General features: G+C 56.9%; 15 protein-coding genes and 1 pseudogene. 8 read left to right on the top strand and 8 right to left on the bottom strand.

Translation table 11 applies throughout. The features are described 5' to 3' along the window. Positions 1-194 precede the first annotated feature (194 nt). The gene (locus CFR71_RS14210) at positions 195-863 is read right to left on the bottom strand and encodes a MucR family transcriptional regulator (RefSeq protein WP_110531989.1); all 669 of its coding nucleotides are present in this window, start codon (positions 861-863) and stop codon (positions 195-197) included. Between the two features lie 384 nt (positions 864-1,247). Further along, on the bottom strand, positions 1,248-1,547 hold the full coding sequence (locus tag CFR71_RS14205) for a WGR domain-containing protein (protein WP_042710844.1): 300 nt from the start codon (positions 1,545-1,547) through the stop codon (positions 1,248-1,250). Between the two features lie 541 nt (positions 1,548-2,088). On the opposite strand from CFR71_RS14205, the gene CFR71_RS14200 reads away from it, so the two are divergent. From CFR71_RS14200 to CFR71_RS14190, 3 genes are all read left to right on the top strand, one after another. Next, the gene (locus tag CFR71_RS14200; protein ID WP_034932857.1) at positions 2,089-2,478 is read left to right on the top strand and encodes a hypothetical protein; all 390 of its coding nucleotides are present in this window, start codon (positions 2,089-2,091) and stop codon (positions 2,476-2,478) included. A gap of 61 nt (positions 2,479-2,539) precedes the next feature. After that, positions 2,540-3,544 carry a thiol:disulfide interchange protein gene (locus CFR71_RS14195; protein ID WP_110531988.1) on the top strand — a complete coding sequence of 335 codons (1,005 nt, stop codon included), beginning with the start codon at positions 2,540-2,542 and terminating at the stop codon, positions 3,542-3,544. Then, positions 3,541-4,077: a hypothetical protein gene (locus CFR71_RS14190; RefSeq protein ID WP_110531986.1), complete on the top strand. Its 537-nt coding sequence runs from the start codon at positions 3,541-3,543 to the stop codon at positions 4,075-4,077. The genes CFR71_RS14195 and CFR71_RS14190 overlap by 4 nt, the downstream gene beginning before the upstream one ends. A 405-nt stretch (positions 4,078-4,482) precedes the next feature. On the opposite strand, the gene CFR71_RS14180 is transcribed toward CFR71_RS14190, so the two are convergent. From CFR71_RS14180 to CFR71_RS14155, 6 genes are read right to left on the bottom strand one after another with little or no spacing between them, the layout of a single operon-like run. After that, on the bottom strand, positions 4,483-4,980 hold the full coding sequence (locus tag CFR71_RS14180; RefSeq protein ID WP_110531982.1) for a hypothetical protein: 498 nt from the start codon (positions 4,978-4,980) through the stop codon (positions 4,483-4,485). Positions 4,981-5,004: 24 nt separating this feature from the next. Beyond that, a complete protein-coding gene (locus CFR71_RS14175; protein WP_110531980.1) occupies positions 5,005-7,365 on the bottom strand; it encodes a DotA/TraY family protein in 2,361 nt (786 codons plus the stop codon). A gap of 22 nt (positions 7,366-7,387) precedes the next feature. Further along, positions 7,388-8,800: a hypothetical protein gene (locus tag CFR71_RS14170; RefSeq protein ID WP_025440165.1), complete on the bottom strand. Its 1,413-nt coding sequence runs from the start codon at positions 8,798-8,800 to the stop codon at positions 7,388-7,390. A 9-nt stretch (positions 8,801-8,809) separates the two neighbouring features. Then, positions 8,810-9,994 (bottom strand): hypothetical protein, encoded by a 1,185-nt coding sequence (locus CFR71_RS14165; RefSeq protein ID WP_048883529.1) that lies wholly within the window; start codon positions 9,992-9,994, stop codon positions 8,810-8,812. Further along, positions 9,994-10,581, bottom strand: coding sequence for a hypothetical protein (locus tag CFR71_RS14160; protein ID WP_010515543.1), 588 nt, complete (start codon positions 10,579-10,581; stop codon positions 9,994-9,996). Before CFR71_RS14160 ends, CFR71_RS14165 begins: the two co-directional genes overlap by 1 nt. Next, the gene (locus CFR71_RS14155) at positions 10,578-10,967 is read right to left on the bottom strand and encodes a hypothetical protein (RefSeq protein WP_239020433.1); all 390 of its coding nucleotides are present in this window, start codon (positions 10,965-10,967) and stop codon (positions 10,578-10,580) included. Before CFR71_RS14155 ends, CFR71_RS14160 begins: the two co-directional genes overlap by 4 nt. Here CFR71_RS14155 and CFR71_RS14150 point away from each other — a divergent pair. The 5 genes and pseudogenes from CFR71_RS14150 to CFR71_RS14130 form a co-directional block, all read left to right on the top strand. After that, complete coding sequence (locus CFR71_RS14150) at positions 10,966-11,343, top strand: hypothetical protein (protein ID WP_029329627.1); 378 nt, start codon at positions 10,966-10,968, stop codon at positions 11,341-11,343. The two genes, CFR71_RS14155 and CFR71_RS14150, sit on opposite strands and share 2 nt — an antisense overlap. 343 nt (positions 11,344-11,686) lie before the next feature. Beyond that, on the top strand, positions 11,687-12,490 hold the full coding sequence (locus CFR71_RS14145; RefSeq protein ID WP_048883528.1) for a helix-turn-helix domain-containing protein: 804 nt from the start codon (positions 11,687-11,689) through the stop codon (positions 12,488-12,490). Positions 12,491-12,737: 247 nt separating this feature from the next. After that, positions 12,738-13,616, top strand: coding sequence for a hypothetical protein (locus CFR71_RS14140; protein WP_207781403.1), 879 nt, complete (start codon positions 12,738-12,740; stop codon positions 13,614-13,616). Positions 13,617-13,748: 132 nt separating this feature from the next. Then, positions 13,749-14,384, top strand: a complete 636-nt coding sequence (locus CFR71_RS14135; RefSeq protein WP_039733505.1) for a DotI/IcmL/TraM family protein — start codon at positions 13,749-13,751, stop codon at positions 14,382-14,384. Then, a pseudogene (locus tag CFR71_RS14130) lies at positions 14,381-14,686 on the top strand (DotH/IcmK family type IV secretion protein); the annotation flags it as partial. The gene CFR71_RS14135 and the pseudogene CFR71_RS14130, both read left to right, overlap by 4 nt.

Here is a 14,686-nt window from a genome sequence, read left to right as displayed (position 1 = left end):
AAGCAGAATATCGTCAATATTCCAGATCGGGCTCCTGTGGGATGACTGAATTCTACAAAATGACCCGAAATTGCCTCAAGTGTGAGAAATCCGCGTCGAACATCTTCCTCATGAACATTCACCATCTGATCATCCTGACGTTCGGGTGATGCCTGGCTGCCTTATGACAAAGCCGGATAGGCCGGGCTGATCAGTCAGACCTTGGCCCCTTTTGCTTTCGTGCCGGTCTTCCGTACCGCACGCGGTCTCGCTGAAGTCTTGGAACCCGGCGTTTTCTTTGGCGATGCCGCGGAAGATCCGGTTTCAGTTGCCGACGACCTGGATCGCTTCGAAATCGTTTTTTTGGGGGGTAATACAGCCTCAGCAGTGTCGACCGATATTTCTTTCGCTGCACTATCGACAGAAGGTGCTGCGGGTGCCTCGTCCACGGGAGCGTTCGGGGGCACCAAAATCTTACGTCCAAGGCCCGCGTCTCGCGCCAGAGCCGCCCGCATTTTGGCATACTCCGGAGCAACCATGGGATAATCCTTAGAAAGCTGCCATTTCTCTCGGTATTGCGTTGGCGTCATCCCATACCTTGTCTGCAGGTGACGCTTGAGCATTTTGAGTTTTTTGCCATCTTCCAGACAGACGATGTATTCAGGAAATACCGACTGCGCGACTGGAACTGCGGGCTGCTGGGCCGGAATGCTGCCGTTTTTCTCTGGGACCGGTGTTGTTTCGCGGATAGCAGCGTAGACATCACGGATAAACGCCGGGACGTGTTCTGTCGGCAGAGAAGTATTGGTATTGCCGAGATGCGCTGCCACGATGTCGCTCATGGCAATTACAATTGCCGGGGATAGGTCGTCTGATTGGTCCATGATAAAGCCTCTCCGCTATATTTTTACCGAATAATATTGCCGGAGTGTAAGTCTTTATGCAATCGGCAAAATATGGCGTATCGAAAGCTGAATTATATATTGCGTTACGTTGCCTACATCGATCACATTGCACCATGAGCATCAAGTTCTATGCAAATTGTAAGCGGCGAAGCCTGCCCCTGATTACGCTATCAGACGGCGTAAACTGGCTCCTGCAGCGGGCCTGGCACGGAAGCTACGACTCACCTCAATGTCGATGATAAGTTTTTTAGTCCGAATATATCCATCCACGAATTTTCCATGACGTGGTGAGCGGATACAGTATTTATCTCTATCACCTGTCTGATGATCACACCGGGTTACCCCTGCAGGTAATGCAGCCAGTCATGGCTGTGTAACTATATAGCCGCGTTTCAGGCGATAACGGATCATCGCGGTCAGAGCATTTACCGCGGCGCCCTCGTCCGGATAAAGATCTACGCGCTGGGTGCCAGCTGTCCCGATCCTGCCCCAGTTGCGAACAAGCGCGGCACCACCGAACAGGTCGGGCTGAACTGACAGTCCGTAATACCGCCACTCATTGAAGCTGGGTTGAATACGGCGCAACTGGACAGATAGCGGGAACAGTCCAAGTTGTATTGTTTTCCCTGGGGGAACGGCGCTCCTTGATCTTCTGGATGTCATATTGGTCCTGCGCATCGCATGATGCTAACATGATCTATTATCCAAGTACAGATATTCTGAACTTATTTGAGGCTTTTGCCACTCCGCTGGAGCATGCATGGATCATTTCCTGCGACCTATAGGTGGGATGGTACGATGCGGATGTCTTCCGATACGTCAATCATTCAGCATATTGGTGGTTGCCTCAAACCATGACCCGGTCGAGAGATGACGTAGAAGACGCTTTTTCTCGCCACTCAGGCGTGACTGTCATTCGATCAGCCAGAAAGTGCAGTGCATGTTTCAAACATGCGGTGCCCGCAGAATATTGACGAAACACTTGGTAACAATAATGAGATATACGTTACAACAAGACGGAATCGTGTAGATTGAGCATCCTGATCATGATTCCGTGGAGCCAGGTGACCAGATTAAATCACGACGGAAATCGTCAATAATAGCAAAGTATATCAGGCTATCTCGTTCCAGAACTCCGTAAGAAGCATGATAATGGTGCATTTCGCTGCTTCAATGTGTTCGTCTTGAGCCATGTGGGGATGACATGAAGTTTGATGAACTTCGCTCGCGTTTCGAGCTTATCGATGACGAACCATCCGGACAGCTATGTTTGACGCTGGTTCAAGCGGTTTTAGCGCTTAGATGCAATATTGAATATATCGCTTCTCCCGCGAAAACATCAACTGCCAGACGTGAGCAGGCAAAATCACTGCACCCCATTCTGATGCTTTGCCACGAAAAAGGCCGTCAGTTGAAAAACGACCACCCGAATTCCCATTATTTGCAACTCCGCGTTGATATTCTTGTAAAAATGATAAGCGAGATGTCGGTCGACGAGTTAGGAAGCGAAACAGGAGAGACGTTTATTCTCTCCCCGATCAACCCTGCTTTTGAAAATCCCCTGTCTCGAGAAAGGGGGAACGACAAGGAATGATTTTTTAATCGCAGTCGCATGATCAGGGCGTACAGGACATAGGTATTGTCCGGAGTCCGCCATGCGCTGTTTCTACGTGTTGCCATTTCTCCTGCTCATGCACGCGCCAGCGCGAGGACAGCAATGCTCTGTGTCTACTCCGATTGGGTCCAGGAGCGACACCATAGGGCCGACCCTGGAACATGGTGATAAAGGTAGGACCGATGCAGTCGCCCACCTTGGAATCGCAGGGGCCAACATCGAAAAACTACCCGATCTTCATGGCTTCGAAACAGGCATCGCCCATATCCGAAACGAACTCCTCGTCTTTTTCGCCCCGGAAAGCCACGCGATCGTGCTTAGCGGCACGCTGATCCCGGTACCTTACGACACCCTACGTTCTCTGGCCGGATCGCGCGCCCACGATCTCGCACCGGTCGATGGCATCAGGGGAATGTTTGTTCGGGCGGATAACCGTTTTCAGGTCGTCTATGCGACCCCGGATGGCAAGGCAGCAGTCGCGGCCCGCATGTGGGGCGCCACTGGACAGGACATCACGAAAAACCAGATCAGGGACATTCCCGGAGCCGTCCCAGAAATCAGTATCTCTGGCCCTTCATCCGACGCTAACGAACAGTCCGGGCTCCAAGGTCTCTCGGGAGGCCTTATAGGGACACCTTCAGCCCCGGAAGTCATCATGTTCATAGACCCGCAATGTATCTACTCGATGAAGGCGATGCATATCCTTCAGCCCGAAATCGATGCGGGGAAAGTTCGCCTGAAAATAGTCCCGCTGTCATTGCTTGATTACGAGGATAATGGCGCCAGTACCGTCAATGCGAGAGCCATGCTGTCGCTTCCGGCAAACGAGATGGCCCACGCGTGGGTCAACGGTCATCTAAACCCGGGATTGACTGCACCTGAACCGGATAGTGGGGAGAAGCTTGCCCGTAATACCGCGATTGCACGGCGGATAGGGCTCACAGGGACACCGACCTTCGTCTGGATGCACCGCAATGGCGGGATCGGGCGGCTCGACGGAGTTCCCAGGGACGTCGCCACGTTCATCAGATCCGTATCGCAATGAAGGCACGACAGGATCAGACCGGTACCCGGCGTTTCTTTGCAAGAACGCGCAAGCTGGCCCGCCTGGTGATTGGCGATCCACGTACATTGGTCGCCTGGTCCGATGTGACGAGGAATGCCGCGCTGATTGAAGCCCTTGGGAAGGCATTACTGAAGCCTAAAGCCGGTATGCAGGACCCGCAGGCGCCAGACGGTACCCCTATTGATATCGCCGCGATCGCTGTCGAATATGGCGTCGAACCCCACGTTGTGGCGATTTTGCTCGATCAGAGACAGCATGAGACATACAGACGGGCGCTTGCTGCCAGTATGCTCGCTGTTGTTCTGGTTCTTGGCTGGACCGGAGAAATGCTCCTTTCCCACTGGAAAGGCAGCCAATTCCTTGCTGCGCTGGAGTTCGCGCCCTTCTGGACATTTCTGACACTCGTGGCGTTTCAGAACGCGTGGCTCAACTGGCAGATCCGCGAACGCCGCCTGGGTTCCGCTCGCCAATTTGTCGCCACCGCCGACAGCCTCATTCCCCGCAGGCCGTAACCGCAAGTCCATCTGCATTGCGCTGGTGAATAGATAGGATCGGCGGAGCACTCAGAACGTGCCGGGAGGCGCGTTCTTGTCGCCGCCCTGAGCGCCTGTTGCCCAGGAGGCATGTTCGTAATCCTCGCGCCCCGACATCGCCCGTGGATCATCAGGCCGGACGATCGTACCGGCGCGATCGTACGTAGGGGGTGTCCAGATTACACGTGTCGATCCGTAGGCCGCGTGCGGATCATACCGCGCATGCCTGGTTGGGGGAGCCTTTGGGCCATGCGCGTGGGCAGCAGATGACACGTTGCCGGTGCTGCACGCCGGAAGCCCGACGGAAAGGGCAAGAGGCAGAATGAAATATTTCACGAATGGTCTCCCGCTTAGAGGAGGCCATCCTGACCAAGGATCTTGCGACTAGGACTGTCGCTTTCTCCATTCATTTTCCATGGAAAGGTAACCCCATATCCGTCTTTCCATAGTCTCGGCCTTGGTCGTCAGTGTAGCATGGTCATCGCTGAGTCGGCGGTAATTGACACGGGTGGCCTCAAGATCTCGCGCCCGGTCTTTTTCTTGTTCCCTTGATATTTTGAGATCGTTGGCGAGCTGCTCAGCATGAGCACTCGTCCGACAAAGATGGTCTTTCAGTTCTTTGATCTGGGATTCCAAGCCATGAGCGTAGTCTTTCCAGTCTGCCAACTGGCTTTCGAGTTTATCGGAATGAGCATTCGCCAGATTAAGTGCTTCGGTCAAGCGACTGATTAACCGAACCTGCTCTTCGAGTTCGTTAAAATGCGGCGGAGCGGCGCCATGAAGGGCTTGTCGAATATTGCGTTGCAAGTTCTCGCTATACTGACACGACATGCGTCCGAGTATGAAGCCTGCCGGGCCACTCATCCCATTGCCACCAAACATTTCATGCCCTCCATGAGTAACGCATTATAGAATCTTTTTCATTGTTGTATCTACAGCTTTATTTGCCCCCATATATATTTGCTTACTATTTTTATCGTCCATAGGCTGGGTCGCAGCTCGAGCGCTTCCGCCAAGCGACTGCTGAATCGAGAGCAACGTGCCTGCCATACCGACAACGGCGGCGTCCCTGCTGAACTGGTCGATATCAACGCGATCCACGTCACCAAATCCGATCATGGCGGGAACCCGCTGGGGCAGGATCGAGATCATCCTGAACGAAATGAACGCCAGGGTGACGTGAATCATGACAAACAGGCTGACCAGAACAATCATACCGAGGAAGTTGCTGACAATCCAACCGTTTGACAGCACCAGTCCGGCAGCAATGCCGAAACACATGTGGATCAGCCACGACACTGAATCAAATATAAAATATCCAAGGAAAAGTCCGAACAGCATCAGCACCGGCCGGAAGATGACATTGAACAGAAGGGCATAACCCTGTTTTGCATGACCGTGCAGCCCCTCCCCGTTCATGGTCATATGCGCGAGCATCCACAGAGGCGCTGCAATCACGGACTCACAGACCATGATGAACCATCCAGCCACGGCAAACATCCACATGACAAACGGGATCATCGGGATGACATAGGCGATGGTGAGGCCTGGCATAAGCATGGCGAAACAGCCGCCGATAATCGGCGCGCCAAAAAAGTGCATCAGTGCGTGCCCGGCCCCTGCCGCAACGGCACCTTCAGGATTTCCGCTCAGAAGCGACAGCACGCCAATACCGACGGTGCCGGCCGTAGAAGAAAGAACCGACGCAGTGCCCATGGTGAGAAGGGCGGTCGTGATCATCCAGTTGCCAAGTGACATGAGATTGCCAAACGGATCCGTCCAGTAGCCGTTCGTACCGGACGGCTCGATAAATCCGGTCACGATCTGCAGGGCGTAATCATTCAGGTGCAGGGCGCGGAACAGCTGGTCGAGCACACCCGCACCGTCTCCGCCCGGTATCGCTCCTGTGTACAGGTCAGCATTCCCGCCTGGCGCGGTCACGCCATCCTGCGTTGCAACCATGCTGTCAATGTTCTCCATAAAGGTGTCCGCAGACTGCACCAGGGGCGCAATGTCCGAGGCAAGATAGTTTCCGAGACCGGAATAGGATGGCGTGGTGATGGTTGGCGTTGCGGTCATGAGAGACAGGGTCTGGCCATTGAGGCGCGCGAATTCGAGATAGTAGGCTCCTGCGCCAGTCCACCCGAGAGTATCCATCTGGCTGCTGGTGTTGACCGCATCTCCGTTCGTCGAAATTCCCCATTGGTGAAGCGCGAGCGTCTGATTATTGACCGTGTCCTGAAGCTTCGAACGCAGTTGTGCCGCCTGCGTCGTGAGACGCGACGCATAATCGTTGGTGGCATTGACGATGATGGTCATGAGTGGGGCCAAGGACGTTGTCGTTTTGGTCTGCCAGTACTTCTGCGCCACCTGTTCAACCTGGCTGCGAATGTCGCCAAGGATCACGGAATCAAGGACCTGCTTTTGCATACCCGCCTGGTCGACCTGGAAACCGGCCAGATTCACTGCGTCAGTATTGGGCGCCTGCAGACTTACGGCCCCGCAAACTGGTGTCCCGTCTCCTGCGCCGGCTGCCATATTGTAAGAATAGTTGATGATCCCCATCTTTCCGCCGGTCACGGACAGGACGGTCTGCCCGGTCGGGGCTGCAATCAGGCTCGTGTTATTCGCAGCAATGTTAATAATGGCCCGGCAGAACTCATTTTTTACAAGGCCGGTCACAATCCCCTTTGTGCCGGGGATAAGGGGCTGTGCAATGACCTTGCCGTCTGGTCCGATCGCCTGCTTCGCCTTGTCGTAAACGACCTTCGCCATACCGATGCCCCAGAGCGAGCCCTGCACGACAACGGCCTGCGCTGCATTGAAGCCGGTTGTCGGCAGCGGCCACATCAGGATGGCCGCAATCCCGATCCGCACGATCGACATGCTGGTCTGGTTGTTACCAAGGAGTTGCGCTGTTTCTGCACCCCGGTGGATGTTCATGAAGTAGATATAGCTTACGACCGCCATCGCAAATGCCATGACAAACCCGGAGAACCACCCGATCATGGTTCCTATGACGGTCGCCTCGTTGCCGATGCTGGGCGCGCCCGTATCCTGGCCGAAAACCGGGAATACAGACCGGATGACCTGCGCCGCCCAGTCACTGCCCGGATCAAGCAGGTCCCATGTCACGTTATAGCCCGTGCTGCTGGCTGCATCTCCCGAACCGGTCGCGACAACCGTCTGCGCTGCCGCGGACACGGTAAGAGCCGACAGAAACAGAAGCGGCAGGATGGCGAATACAGGGCGACGAAAGGGCGTCATGGTTTGTCCTCCAGCGGCGAAGTCACGGCGCAGGACTGGCGGTGGGACCGGGCTTCATCCGCGTCATGAAATCCGTGACTGCAGTCACAGCCTTGTGCATCATCTCGCGGACCTTCTCGCTCATGTCTTCCAGCGCACTGGCCCCCTCTTTTTTTCCGGGCACTTCGGCAGCAGTCCTGCCGATCTCGGCATCGATCTGGGTGAAGCGCTGCGTCACACTGCCGGGCATTCCCATGCGCTGGCCTGTTGCCTCGGCGGCGTCCCTTCCCTTTCCGTAGGCTTCGAGCTTGCTGGTGACATTCTCCAGTTGCGCCGCAAATGCCTGGTTATTCTGTTTCTCCGTCACAAACTGGCTATGCAGATCCGCATACCGGCCACCGGCCTTCATCTCCGACAACACACCGGCAACACCGTCAGGGTCGCCCTTTCCTGCATCTGAAATCGCCGCCATGATGGAGGAAGCTGGCCGCTCCCTGAGGTCACGCAGGGCCTCCACCGCCTGCTTTCCCAGACGTTCGGTCGCCTCCAGGCTCTTTTCGTCACGCGCGTTGTGCAGCCGGGTGCTGAAATCGGCGGCCTTTTCCATCCACGATGATGCCGGGCTCGCAGGCTGGCTATCAATGCGCGAGGCAATCGCTTCTGCTAGGCGGGCAAAGCCGCCACCGCGAATAACCTTGACGTCCTCCTGATCCCTGGCCGCCCCGTTCGTTTCCCGTGTGTTCGCTGCCGCCTTTTCCTTTGTGCCGTTGCCATCCATCGTCGATCGGCTTTCCGGCGCGTCTTTTGCGGGACCTGTCTGTTTCTCTCGAAAGTCCTTCTGAGGATCCGTCGTATGGGTCTGTCCGGGTTGACTGCTGGCCGACTGCTCCGGTCCAGGCGGAGCGCCCTCCCCCGGCGACGCCATTCCACGGGTTTTGTCCGGCTGACCTTTCTCATCGTGCGCAGACCCGGCAGCATGGTCATGCCCTGGCGCTGGCTGATGCCCTGGTTCGGGAAAGACGGTCGCCCTCAGGTTCTCGATGGTGTGCGCGATGTCCGGGTGGTCCGGATCCTGACGTCCTTCAACCAGTTCGCTGGCAAGTGTCCGGATCGCGTTTACTTCTGGCTGCTGAAGGCGATGCGTTTCACGCATCATCGCAGCGACCACAGGTTCGTTCAGACCTGGGTAATGCGCCGCGCGCTCTGTCATCTCGGTGCGGAGAGGATGCTCCTTTTCAAGCGTCGGTCCCAAAAGGCGCTCTACATCCTGCACGGCGTATGCGACGCGCGTACGGAAGCCGGGATCATTATGGACGTCAGGCTCGCGGGATTCCTGCCGCAGCCGATCATATGCGGCGGCCTGCCCGGGTGCCTGCTTCCTGTATTCGGACTGCACGCGATCAAGGGTTTTCAGCACATCCTCGATATCGCCGGTTTTCTGCTGGGCCTCAGACATGGCAAACCTCTAGGGATTGATCGTGGGGGAAGGCATCGGTGTCAGGCCGTCCCTGAAGGCGACCTCTTCTTCCTGCGCGACCCGGGCAGCTCCCATGGTCGCGAGGTAGAGCCCGAGACGGTAGTTCTGCAGCGCAAGGTAATTGGACTGCGCCATCTCGGTGGCGACCTCGCGCATGACCGACGCGGGAGGCATTGCCTGGAGCGAGGCGTTCCAGCTTACGCTGGAAACCCTGCGATTGACTTCCAGCGCCATGGCCTGCAGCCACGACGCCTTGTCGAGCGGCGTGAGCCCCTCGGCCGTCATTTCAGCCTTCTGGTCCCGCGTGAGCGCGACAGACGGAACACCAAGAGATGTGACGTAGCCCGTGACCCAGCGGGCAAGAGACATACGACTGTTGTACGACCGGCGCCGGGTTGCGGCTTCACGTCCCCGAAGGCTGGACAGCTGCTCGCCACGCAGGGCCGCCGGCGCTACCGGCTGGATGAGCGTGGTCGCATAATCATTGGCTGCATCCACTGCGCCATCCGCGGACAGGGTATCGGCGCCGAACAGACTGGCGGCACGCTGGTCGGCGTTCGGCAGCCGGGACACGGAAGAGCAGAGCCCCTGCGCCACGTCGTCGGATGAACAGTAGCGCTTGAGGTGCAGGGACATGTTCGCATCCGTGCCCTGCGACTTGCCGTAATAGGAGGGCGTTCCCTGACCTGCCTCACCGCGGGGATCGCTCACGGTCGCAATGGCGTACACCGCAGAGCGCGCCGCTTTGGACGCGGCCACGGTGGACTGCTGGGCGTCAAGGCCCGCGCAGAATTCCGGGTTCATCATATGCTCGTCCCGGATTCCGGTTTCCTGCTGGCGCCGTAGAAATCCGGCCATCGCTGCGTCCTGGGCATCCATGAGTTGCGACTGGGCACCGACCTGGGCTTTCGCGTAATTGGCAACCTGCGTGAAACCCTTCGTCAGGAGAGACGCAACGGAATTCGGGTTTGTAAGGCTACTGAGGTTTGAATCGATGCTGTCCGTCAGATTTTTTGTCATCGTATTGAGGGCGTTGCCCGTGAACGCCTGAAGAAGCTTGATCGCTGCAACGACAGCGGCGTCACTGAAAAGCGCGTATGCCGGACGCGGCGTGACTGCCAGCACGCAGACGCACGAAGCAACACCAATGATAACCATCTGCAGCCTGCGCATCAGAACACTCCGTCCACGAGATTGCTCAGGCTGTATCCGGTCGGAAGCTGGGGAGATCCGTTGATATACAGATCAGTCGTACCGCTCGACGTCCCCGCAATGGCGGTCGCGATTGGCGGCCCACCACCACCGAAACTCAGGCTCGGGCACATGAGCCCGCTACTCGAGCCAAAACCGAGCCCCAGGTTAACGCCTGACAAACTGAGTCCACATTGGGTCGACCCCATGGCGTTACCCCATGCCGCCTGTGCGGCCTGACAGACCTGGCCACCTATCTGGCCCTCGACGGCCTGCAGGAGTGCCGCGGGGTCAAGGCCGTTCGTGATGAGATTCAATCCGGTGCCGTTGAAAAAATTGCTCAGGCAGGATAGGCCGTTGACGCTATCCGGCTGCTTTTCGTAAGCATCGTTGGCCTGAACGCGTTCGTTTACGGCTGTTGCCGCCGCCTGGGTCAGGGCGGCGCAGCCGACGCTTCCCGTAGATGTCGTGGCGCCAGAGGCGGCTGATGACATGGTCTGCGCATGCCCCTGTATCGATACAAGAGCGGCGGCCACTGACAACAGGACACGGAAGCGCAGACCGATCATGCGGCCTCCTGACGTGTAGCCGGACGCGTCACAGCCTCCAGCAGGGCAATCCTTTCCGGAGCAAGAAGGCGATGAAGCGCCTGGCGCCTGCTTTCCGAGATTACGCCCCGTCCAAAAGGGCTGTCCGCCGACAACAGGTCCCTGCGGCCGCGCAGATAGGGGATCAGCGCGTCAAGGGAGCTGACCAGATCCGGCCATTCATGCGGCGCGACACCAGCGAGGATGGCGTGCCAGACCGTCCTCGCTGTCATATCATTGTCCAACATCGCGATGACGTCCTCCCCGCCCCTGATGCGCCAGATCTCGCCGAGCGCATCCAGCGCAAGGGAGACATTGGGCATCGGGGAAGAAAGTCCGGATTTCCGGACGGATGAGGGCTTGTTCATGGAACCTTCCTCGGGTGATTACGACGAAGGTGTCGGGCCATCATGCGACCAGTCAGCGAATTCGACGTCGGACCGCGACTTTATTATGACCAACATCAATGACGTCACCCGCCTGGGCTACCGTGGTCGCCAGAACCTTGTTCCATTCCCGGCCGCCCTGCCAGTCAACAGGAACGCTGGTGTCCACGTCCGCCGCGAACACCACACGCACCCCATGCGGAACGATCTGACGCACGGCGAAACCAAGTGGGACCTGCTTTCCATAACCGCTGGCGATATGGAAATACCGACGGGCTGGAACATTCCCGGATGTTCGAGGATCCACACCAGTATCAGCCAATGCGCCCGGACCTTCCTGCCCAGCGTCTCCCGGTGATGGTAAGGCTTCCCCGCCGGTTGTCCCCATCAACGCCGGCTGGGACGGAGTGTCCGGAGAAGTTGTCTGGACAAGATGAAACGCGGCAGGTGTGACAGATATGGGGCCAGAGGCCAGCGCCATAACCACGGCAGGCATAACAGGCATATGAGTGTCTCCATCAAGTTCTCCTGACCAGAGCAGCGGCCTTTGCGACCTCAGACACCTTTTTTGCGGGCTCCAACTCGACTATCATGACGTTCCGTCACGCGTGATCCCCTGTCAGGACGTGACCAGTCGATATCTTCTGGATGTTGGAAGTTTCTTTTGCCGAGGAAAACGCCCGCCGTGAGAGTAAACGAAAATGTCCCATGACAATGGCAAGATGCAAGCCGAGGCTTTATTTGCATCCGGCCAATTATATAGAGACATTGGGGAAATCATTTATGACAGGCGCACTGCGCTTGACTGGACGCAGGTACACCTCGCCAAACTGGCACGGTTGAATGTATCGGTCATACGGAGCATCGAAGCCGGTCGTCCGGTTTCCCTGGAAACATTATCGGCGCTGCTACGGGTATTTGAGATAGATCCGCGCGATATTCTTCCGCAAGGCGCACCAGAAGGTACATGGTTTGCCCATCTGGATCTGGTGGCATCCGCCACGCAGCTGAAAAAGACCATGAAGCAGTGTTCGGACTACAATCTGGCAATCCAGAAATTACGCGACATTATTGGCAATATTTCAAAGACGTTTAACCTGCCGGAAATACCGGTCAGATTGCCGATCGATCATTATTCACACAGTGTCGCCTTCACCTCGGGGGAACGGCAGGACCTCCTCGAGATATTTGGGCGCAGGATTCAGATCTTCAGGACGCTTCAGGGGGCAACAGCGAGCCAGATCGCCCATAAATCACATGTTTCCCTGACCAGCCTGAGCCTGATCGAAGCAGGGCTGAGAAATCCGAGCCTTGAAACGGTTTATCGCATTGCCGAAGGACTGTCCGTCTCCGTTTATTACCTGATCCCGGGAATACATGACGACGCAGACCTCTTGCGTTCCCTGGACATGACCGCGTGGGCAATGTCCGCGCAATCACAACTCGAAGCCCTCGCTGATCTCGAGTCCATTATTGGTCACCTCGACGATATCGCAAACCACTGACCGGGTGATGAAGGTATGGAGACTGTCAGGAAAGAGGTCTCCTTTCTTATGGCAGACCCTATGCCTTGGGCTGTCCATTCCAGGTGATGTGGCCCGGCGGATCACCAACGCGGACCGGAAACCGCGTCTGGAGTCATATTAGCGCGTTCTGCGCTATTTATTTCTTGACGGTTATATAACGCTTAAGAGATATTATTCCCAAAACACGCAGCCTATCCCGAAAACGCGATGACGAGGGCATACCGCCATGAAGTCAGCATCGTTCGGCCAGGTTATAAAACACGGTCTGTTTACATGGCTTCAGACCTATCCCACGCCAGAAATGACGCGCGCCCTCTATGCCAGGCTGTGCGACGAGGTCCTTGTAGCGACAATGCTTACCCTGACAGTGCAGGAGGTAAAGGAGTCAGTCGCGCAATGGGCCGACCGACCCCAGAATGTTTTTTATGAAGCGCCTGCACGCAGGGGAGCATGGACAAGGACCCAGTTGCTCATCCTTGGCCAACGCTGGCTCTGTGGTGATAAAACCGCCGACATAGCCGAGATGCTTGGCCGCTCGGCCGGGAGCGTGCGTGCAAAAAGAAAGCAGCTTGGCCTGCCACCGCGCATCAGGCTCTCAAAAATACAGGCGGAGACCATACTTGCCGAAAAGCGGAGCGCCATTCCCGCAGATCCCGCAGTTGTCCTCACATGGGAACAGGCTTCGCTGCTTCCACCCGAAGCCCGGCGGGGACGGACATGGCTTGTCAGGAACAGCCTCAGCAGGCTGACCCTCACAGGACATAAGGGAGGAGACAAGGTACGGTGGCACGAGGCCGCCAACATCGAAATCGCCTACCGCCATTTTGCATTTCAGAACCCGCGTGAAATTGCACGGGATTTCCTTATTTCGGAAAGCGCGCTGAAGTCCCAAAGCTGCTGGGAGCAGCTTCCGCCACGACGCGGCGCCAAAGTGCCCTGGTTCATTCTCGCGAGGGCCGAACATTATATCGGCGAACACCACTACATCCGGCGGGAATGCCTCTGCAAGAGCGGATGCTTTTTCTGGACCAGCCGCAAGGGTGGTGACCGGGTCAGCAGACGATACCGCCGCAGCATTGCCGCCACGCATGGCATTGCCGCCTGAGTAGTAGCGCAAACCGTCAAAGAAAAAACGTGCTGGTCGCAAGATAGACTTCCAGCCTGCTCTCATCACCGTCGGGAAATGAGAGTAGAGTGATGACCACCTTTTTTCATGCCCCCGTAAGGGAGGCGCGCCATGCGGCTGTTTAATTCCGCAGTAACCAGGCGGCTTACCGACCCCGACTTTCAGGGGATCGTTGTCGATAGATCGCTACTGCTCAACATCGCACTGGCAGGCGTGGTCATCGTGTTCGCGGCACACGACGCCTATATCCGTGCACACCCGCCCACACCCCTCTATTTCTACGTTGACGGCCAGAACGCTCCCAGACCGGCCGTGGCGCTCACCAGTCCTGTACTTGGCCAGGACCAGCTTCTCGGCTGGGCCGTCAAATGGGCGATCGCACCCTACAACATCAACTATCGTGATTTTCCAACCCAGATGAACACCGCGGGTGCTCACTACACGCTCAACGGATGGAACACCTTTGCAAAGTCTTTCATTACGCAGGGGAATCTGGCGAAACTCAGAGATGCAAAACTGCTCTGTTATGCGCAGCCGACACGGGCCGCGACCGTACGCGCCGAGACAGTCGTGCAGCGACACGCGCGCTACGTGATACAGTTTCCTTTCATCCAGACCTGCGAAAACGTCAACCAGCAGAATACGCAAATGCTGATGGCAACCGTGACGATTGATCGCGTGGAGGATCTGGATCACCCGGATGGACTGGCCATCGAACAGCTTGTCGTCTCGTCGGGGAGGGAGTGACAACCGTGCGAATTCTTTCTCTCTTTCCGCTGACCCTGTCCGTCCTGCCACTTGCGGCACTCGCACAGCAGCCATCACAGCCCGGGCCTGCGGCAACGACACCTGCAGACGATCAGGATCAGGCAGCCGAAGATGAAGCCGAGCATGAGGCCATTCCTTTCACGCCCGAAGAAATCCTTCGGCTGGGGGAACGCCTGAAGGATGTGCGTCGTGCCACGGAGCAGGTCGGCACGGAATTCGCGACCCCTAATGCGCGCCCGGCGATCCGTGTCTCCTTTGCGCCTGGTCAGCAGACAAGCCTG

This window comes from Novacetimonas pomaceti, assembly GCF_003207955.1.
In the GTDB taxonomy this organism is placed as follows: domain Bacteria; phylum Pseudomonadota; class Alphaproteobacteria; order Acetobacterales; family Acetobacteraceae; genus Novacetimonas; species Novacetimonas pomaceti.
This window is presented reverse-complemented; position numbering and strand designations above follow the sequence as displayed.

Bases quoted from the DNA above. Each gene is read 5' to 3' on its own strand.
- CFR71_RS14210 (WP_110531989.1), bottom strand. From the start codon at position 863: ATGGACCAATCAGACGACCTATCCCCGGCAATTGTAATTGCCATGAGC.
- CFR71_RS14205 (WP_042710844.1), bottom strand. From the start codon at position 1,547: ATGACATCCAGAAGATCAAGGAGCGCCGTTCCCCCAGGGAAAACAATA.
- CFR71_RS14200 (WP_034932857.1), top strand. From the start codon at position 2,089: ATGAAGTTTGATGAACTTCGCTCGCGTTTCGAGCTTATCGATGACGAA.
- CFR71_RS14195 (WP_110531988.1), top strand. From the start codon at position 2,540: ATGCGCTGTTTCTACGTGTTGCCATTTCTCCTGCTCATGCACGCGCCA.
- CFR71_RS14190 (WP_110531986.1), top strand. From the start codon at position 3,541: ATGAAGGCACGACAGGATCAGACCGGTACCCGGCGTTTCTTTGCAAGA.
- CFR71_RS14180 (WP_110531982.1), bottom strand. From the start codon at position 4,980: ATGTTTGGTGGCAATGGGATGAGTGGCCCGGCAGGCTTCATACTCGGA.
- CFR71_RS14175 (WP_110531980.1), bottom strand. From the start codon at position 7,365: ATGACGCCCTTTCGTCGCCCTGTATTCGCCATCCTGCCGCTTCTGTTT.
- CFR71_RS14170 (WP_025440165.1), bottom strand. From the start codon at position 8,800: ATGTCTGAGGCCCAGCAGAAAACCGGCGATATCGAGGATGTGCTGAAA.
- CFR71_RS14165 (WP_048883529.1), bottom strand. From the start codon at position 9,994: ATGCGCAGGCTGCAGATGGTTATCATTGGTGTTGCTTCGTGCGTCTGC.
- CFR71_RS14160 (WP_010515543.1), bottom strand. From the start codon at position 10,581: ATGATCGGTCTGCGCTTCCGTGTCCTGTTGTCAGTGGCCGCCGCTCTT.
- CFR71_RS14150 (WP_029329627.1), top strand. From the start codon at position 10,966: ATGGAACCTTCCTCGGGTGATTACGACGAAGGTGTCGGGCCATCATGC.
- CFR71_RS14155 (WP_239020433.1), bottom strand. From the start codon at position 10,967: ATGAACAAGCCCTCATCCGTCCGGAAATCCGGACTTTCTTCCCCGATG.
- CFR71_RS14145 (WP_048883528.1), top strand. From the start codon at position 11,687: ATGTCCCATGACAATGGCAAGATGCAAGCCGAGGCTTTATTTGCATCC.
- CFR71_RS14140 (WP_207781403.1), top strand. From the start codon at position 12,738: ATGAAGTCAGCATCGTTCGGCCAGGTTATAAAACACGGTCTGTTTACA.
- CFR71_RS14135 (WP_039733505.1), top strand. From the start codon at position 13,749: ATGCGGCTGTTTAATTCCGCAGTAACCAGGCGGCTTACCGACCCCGAC.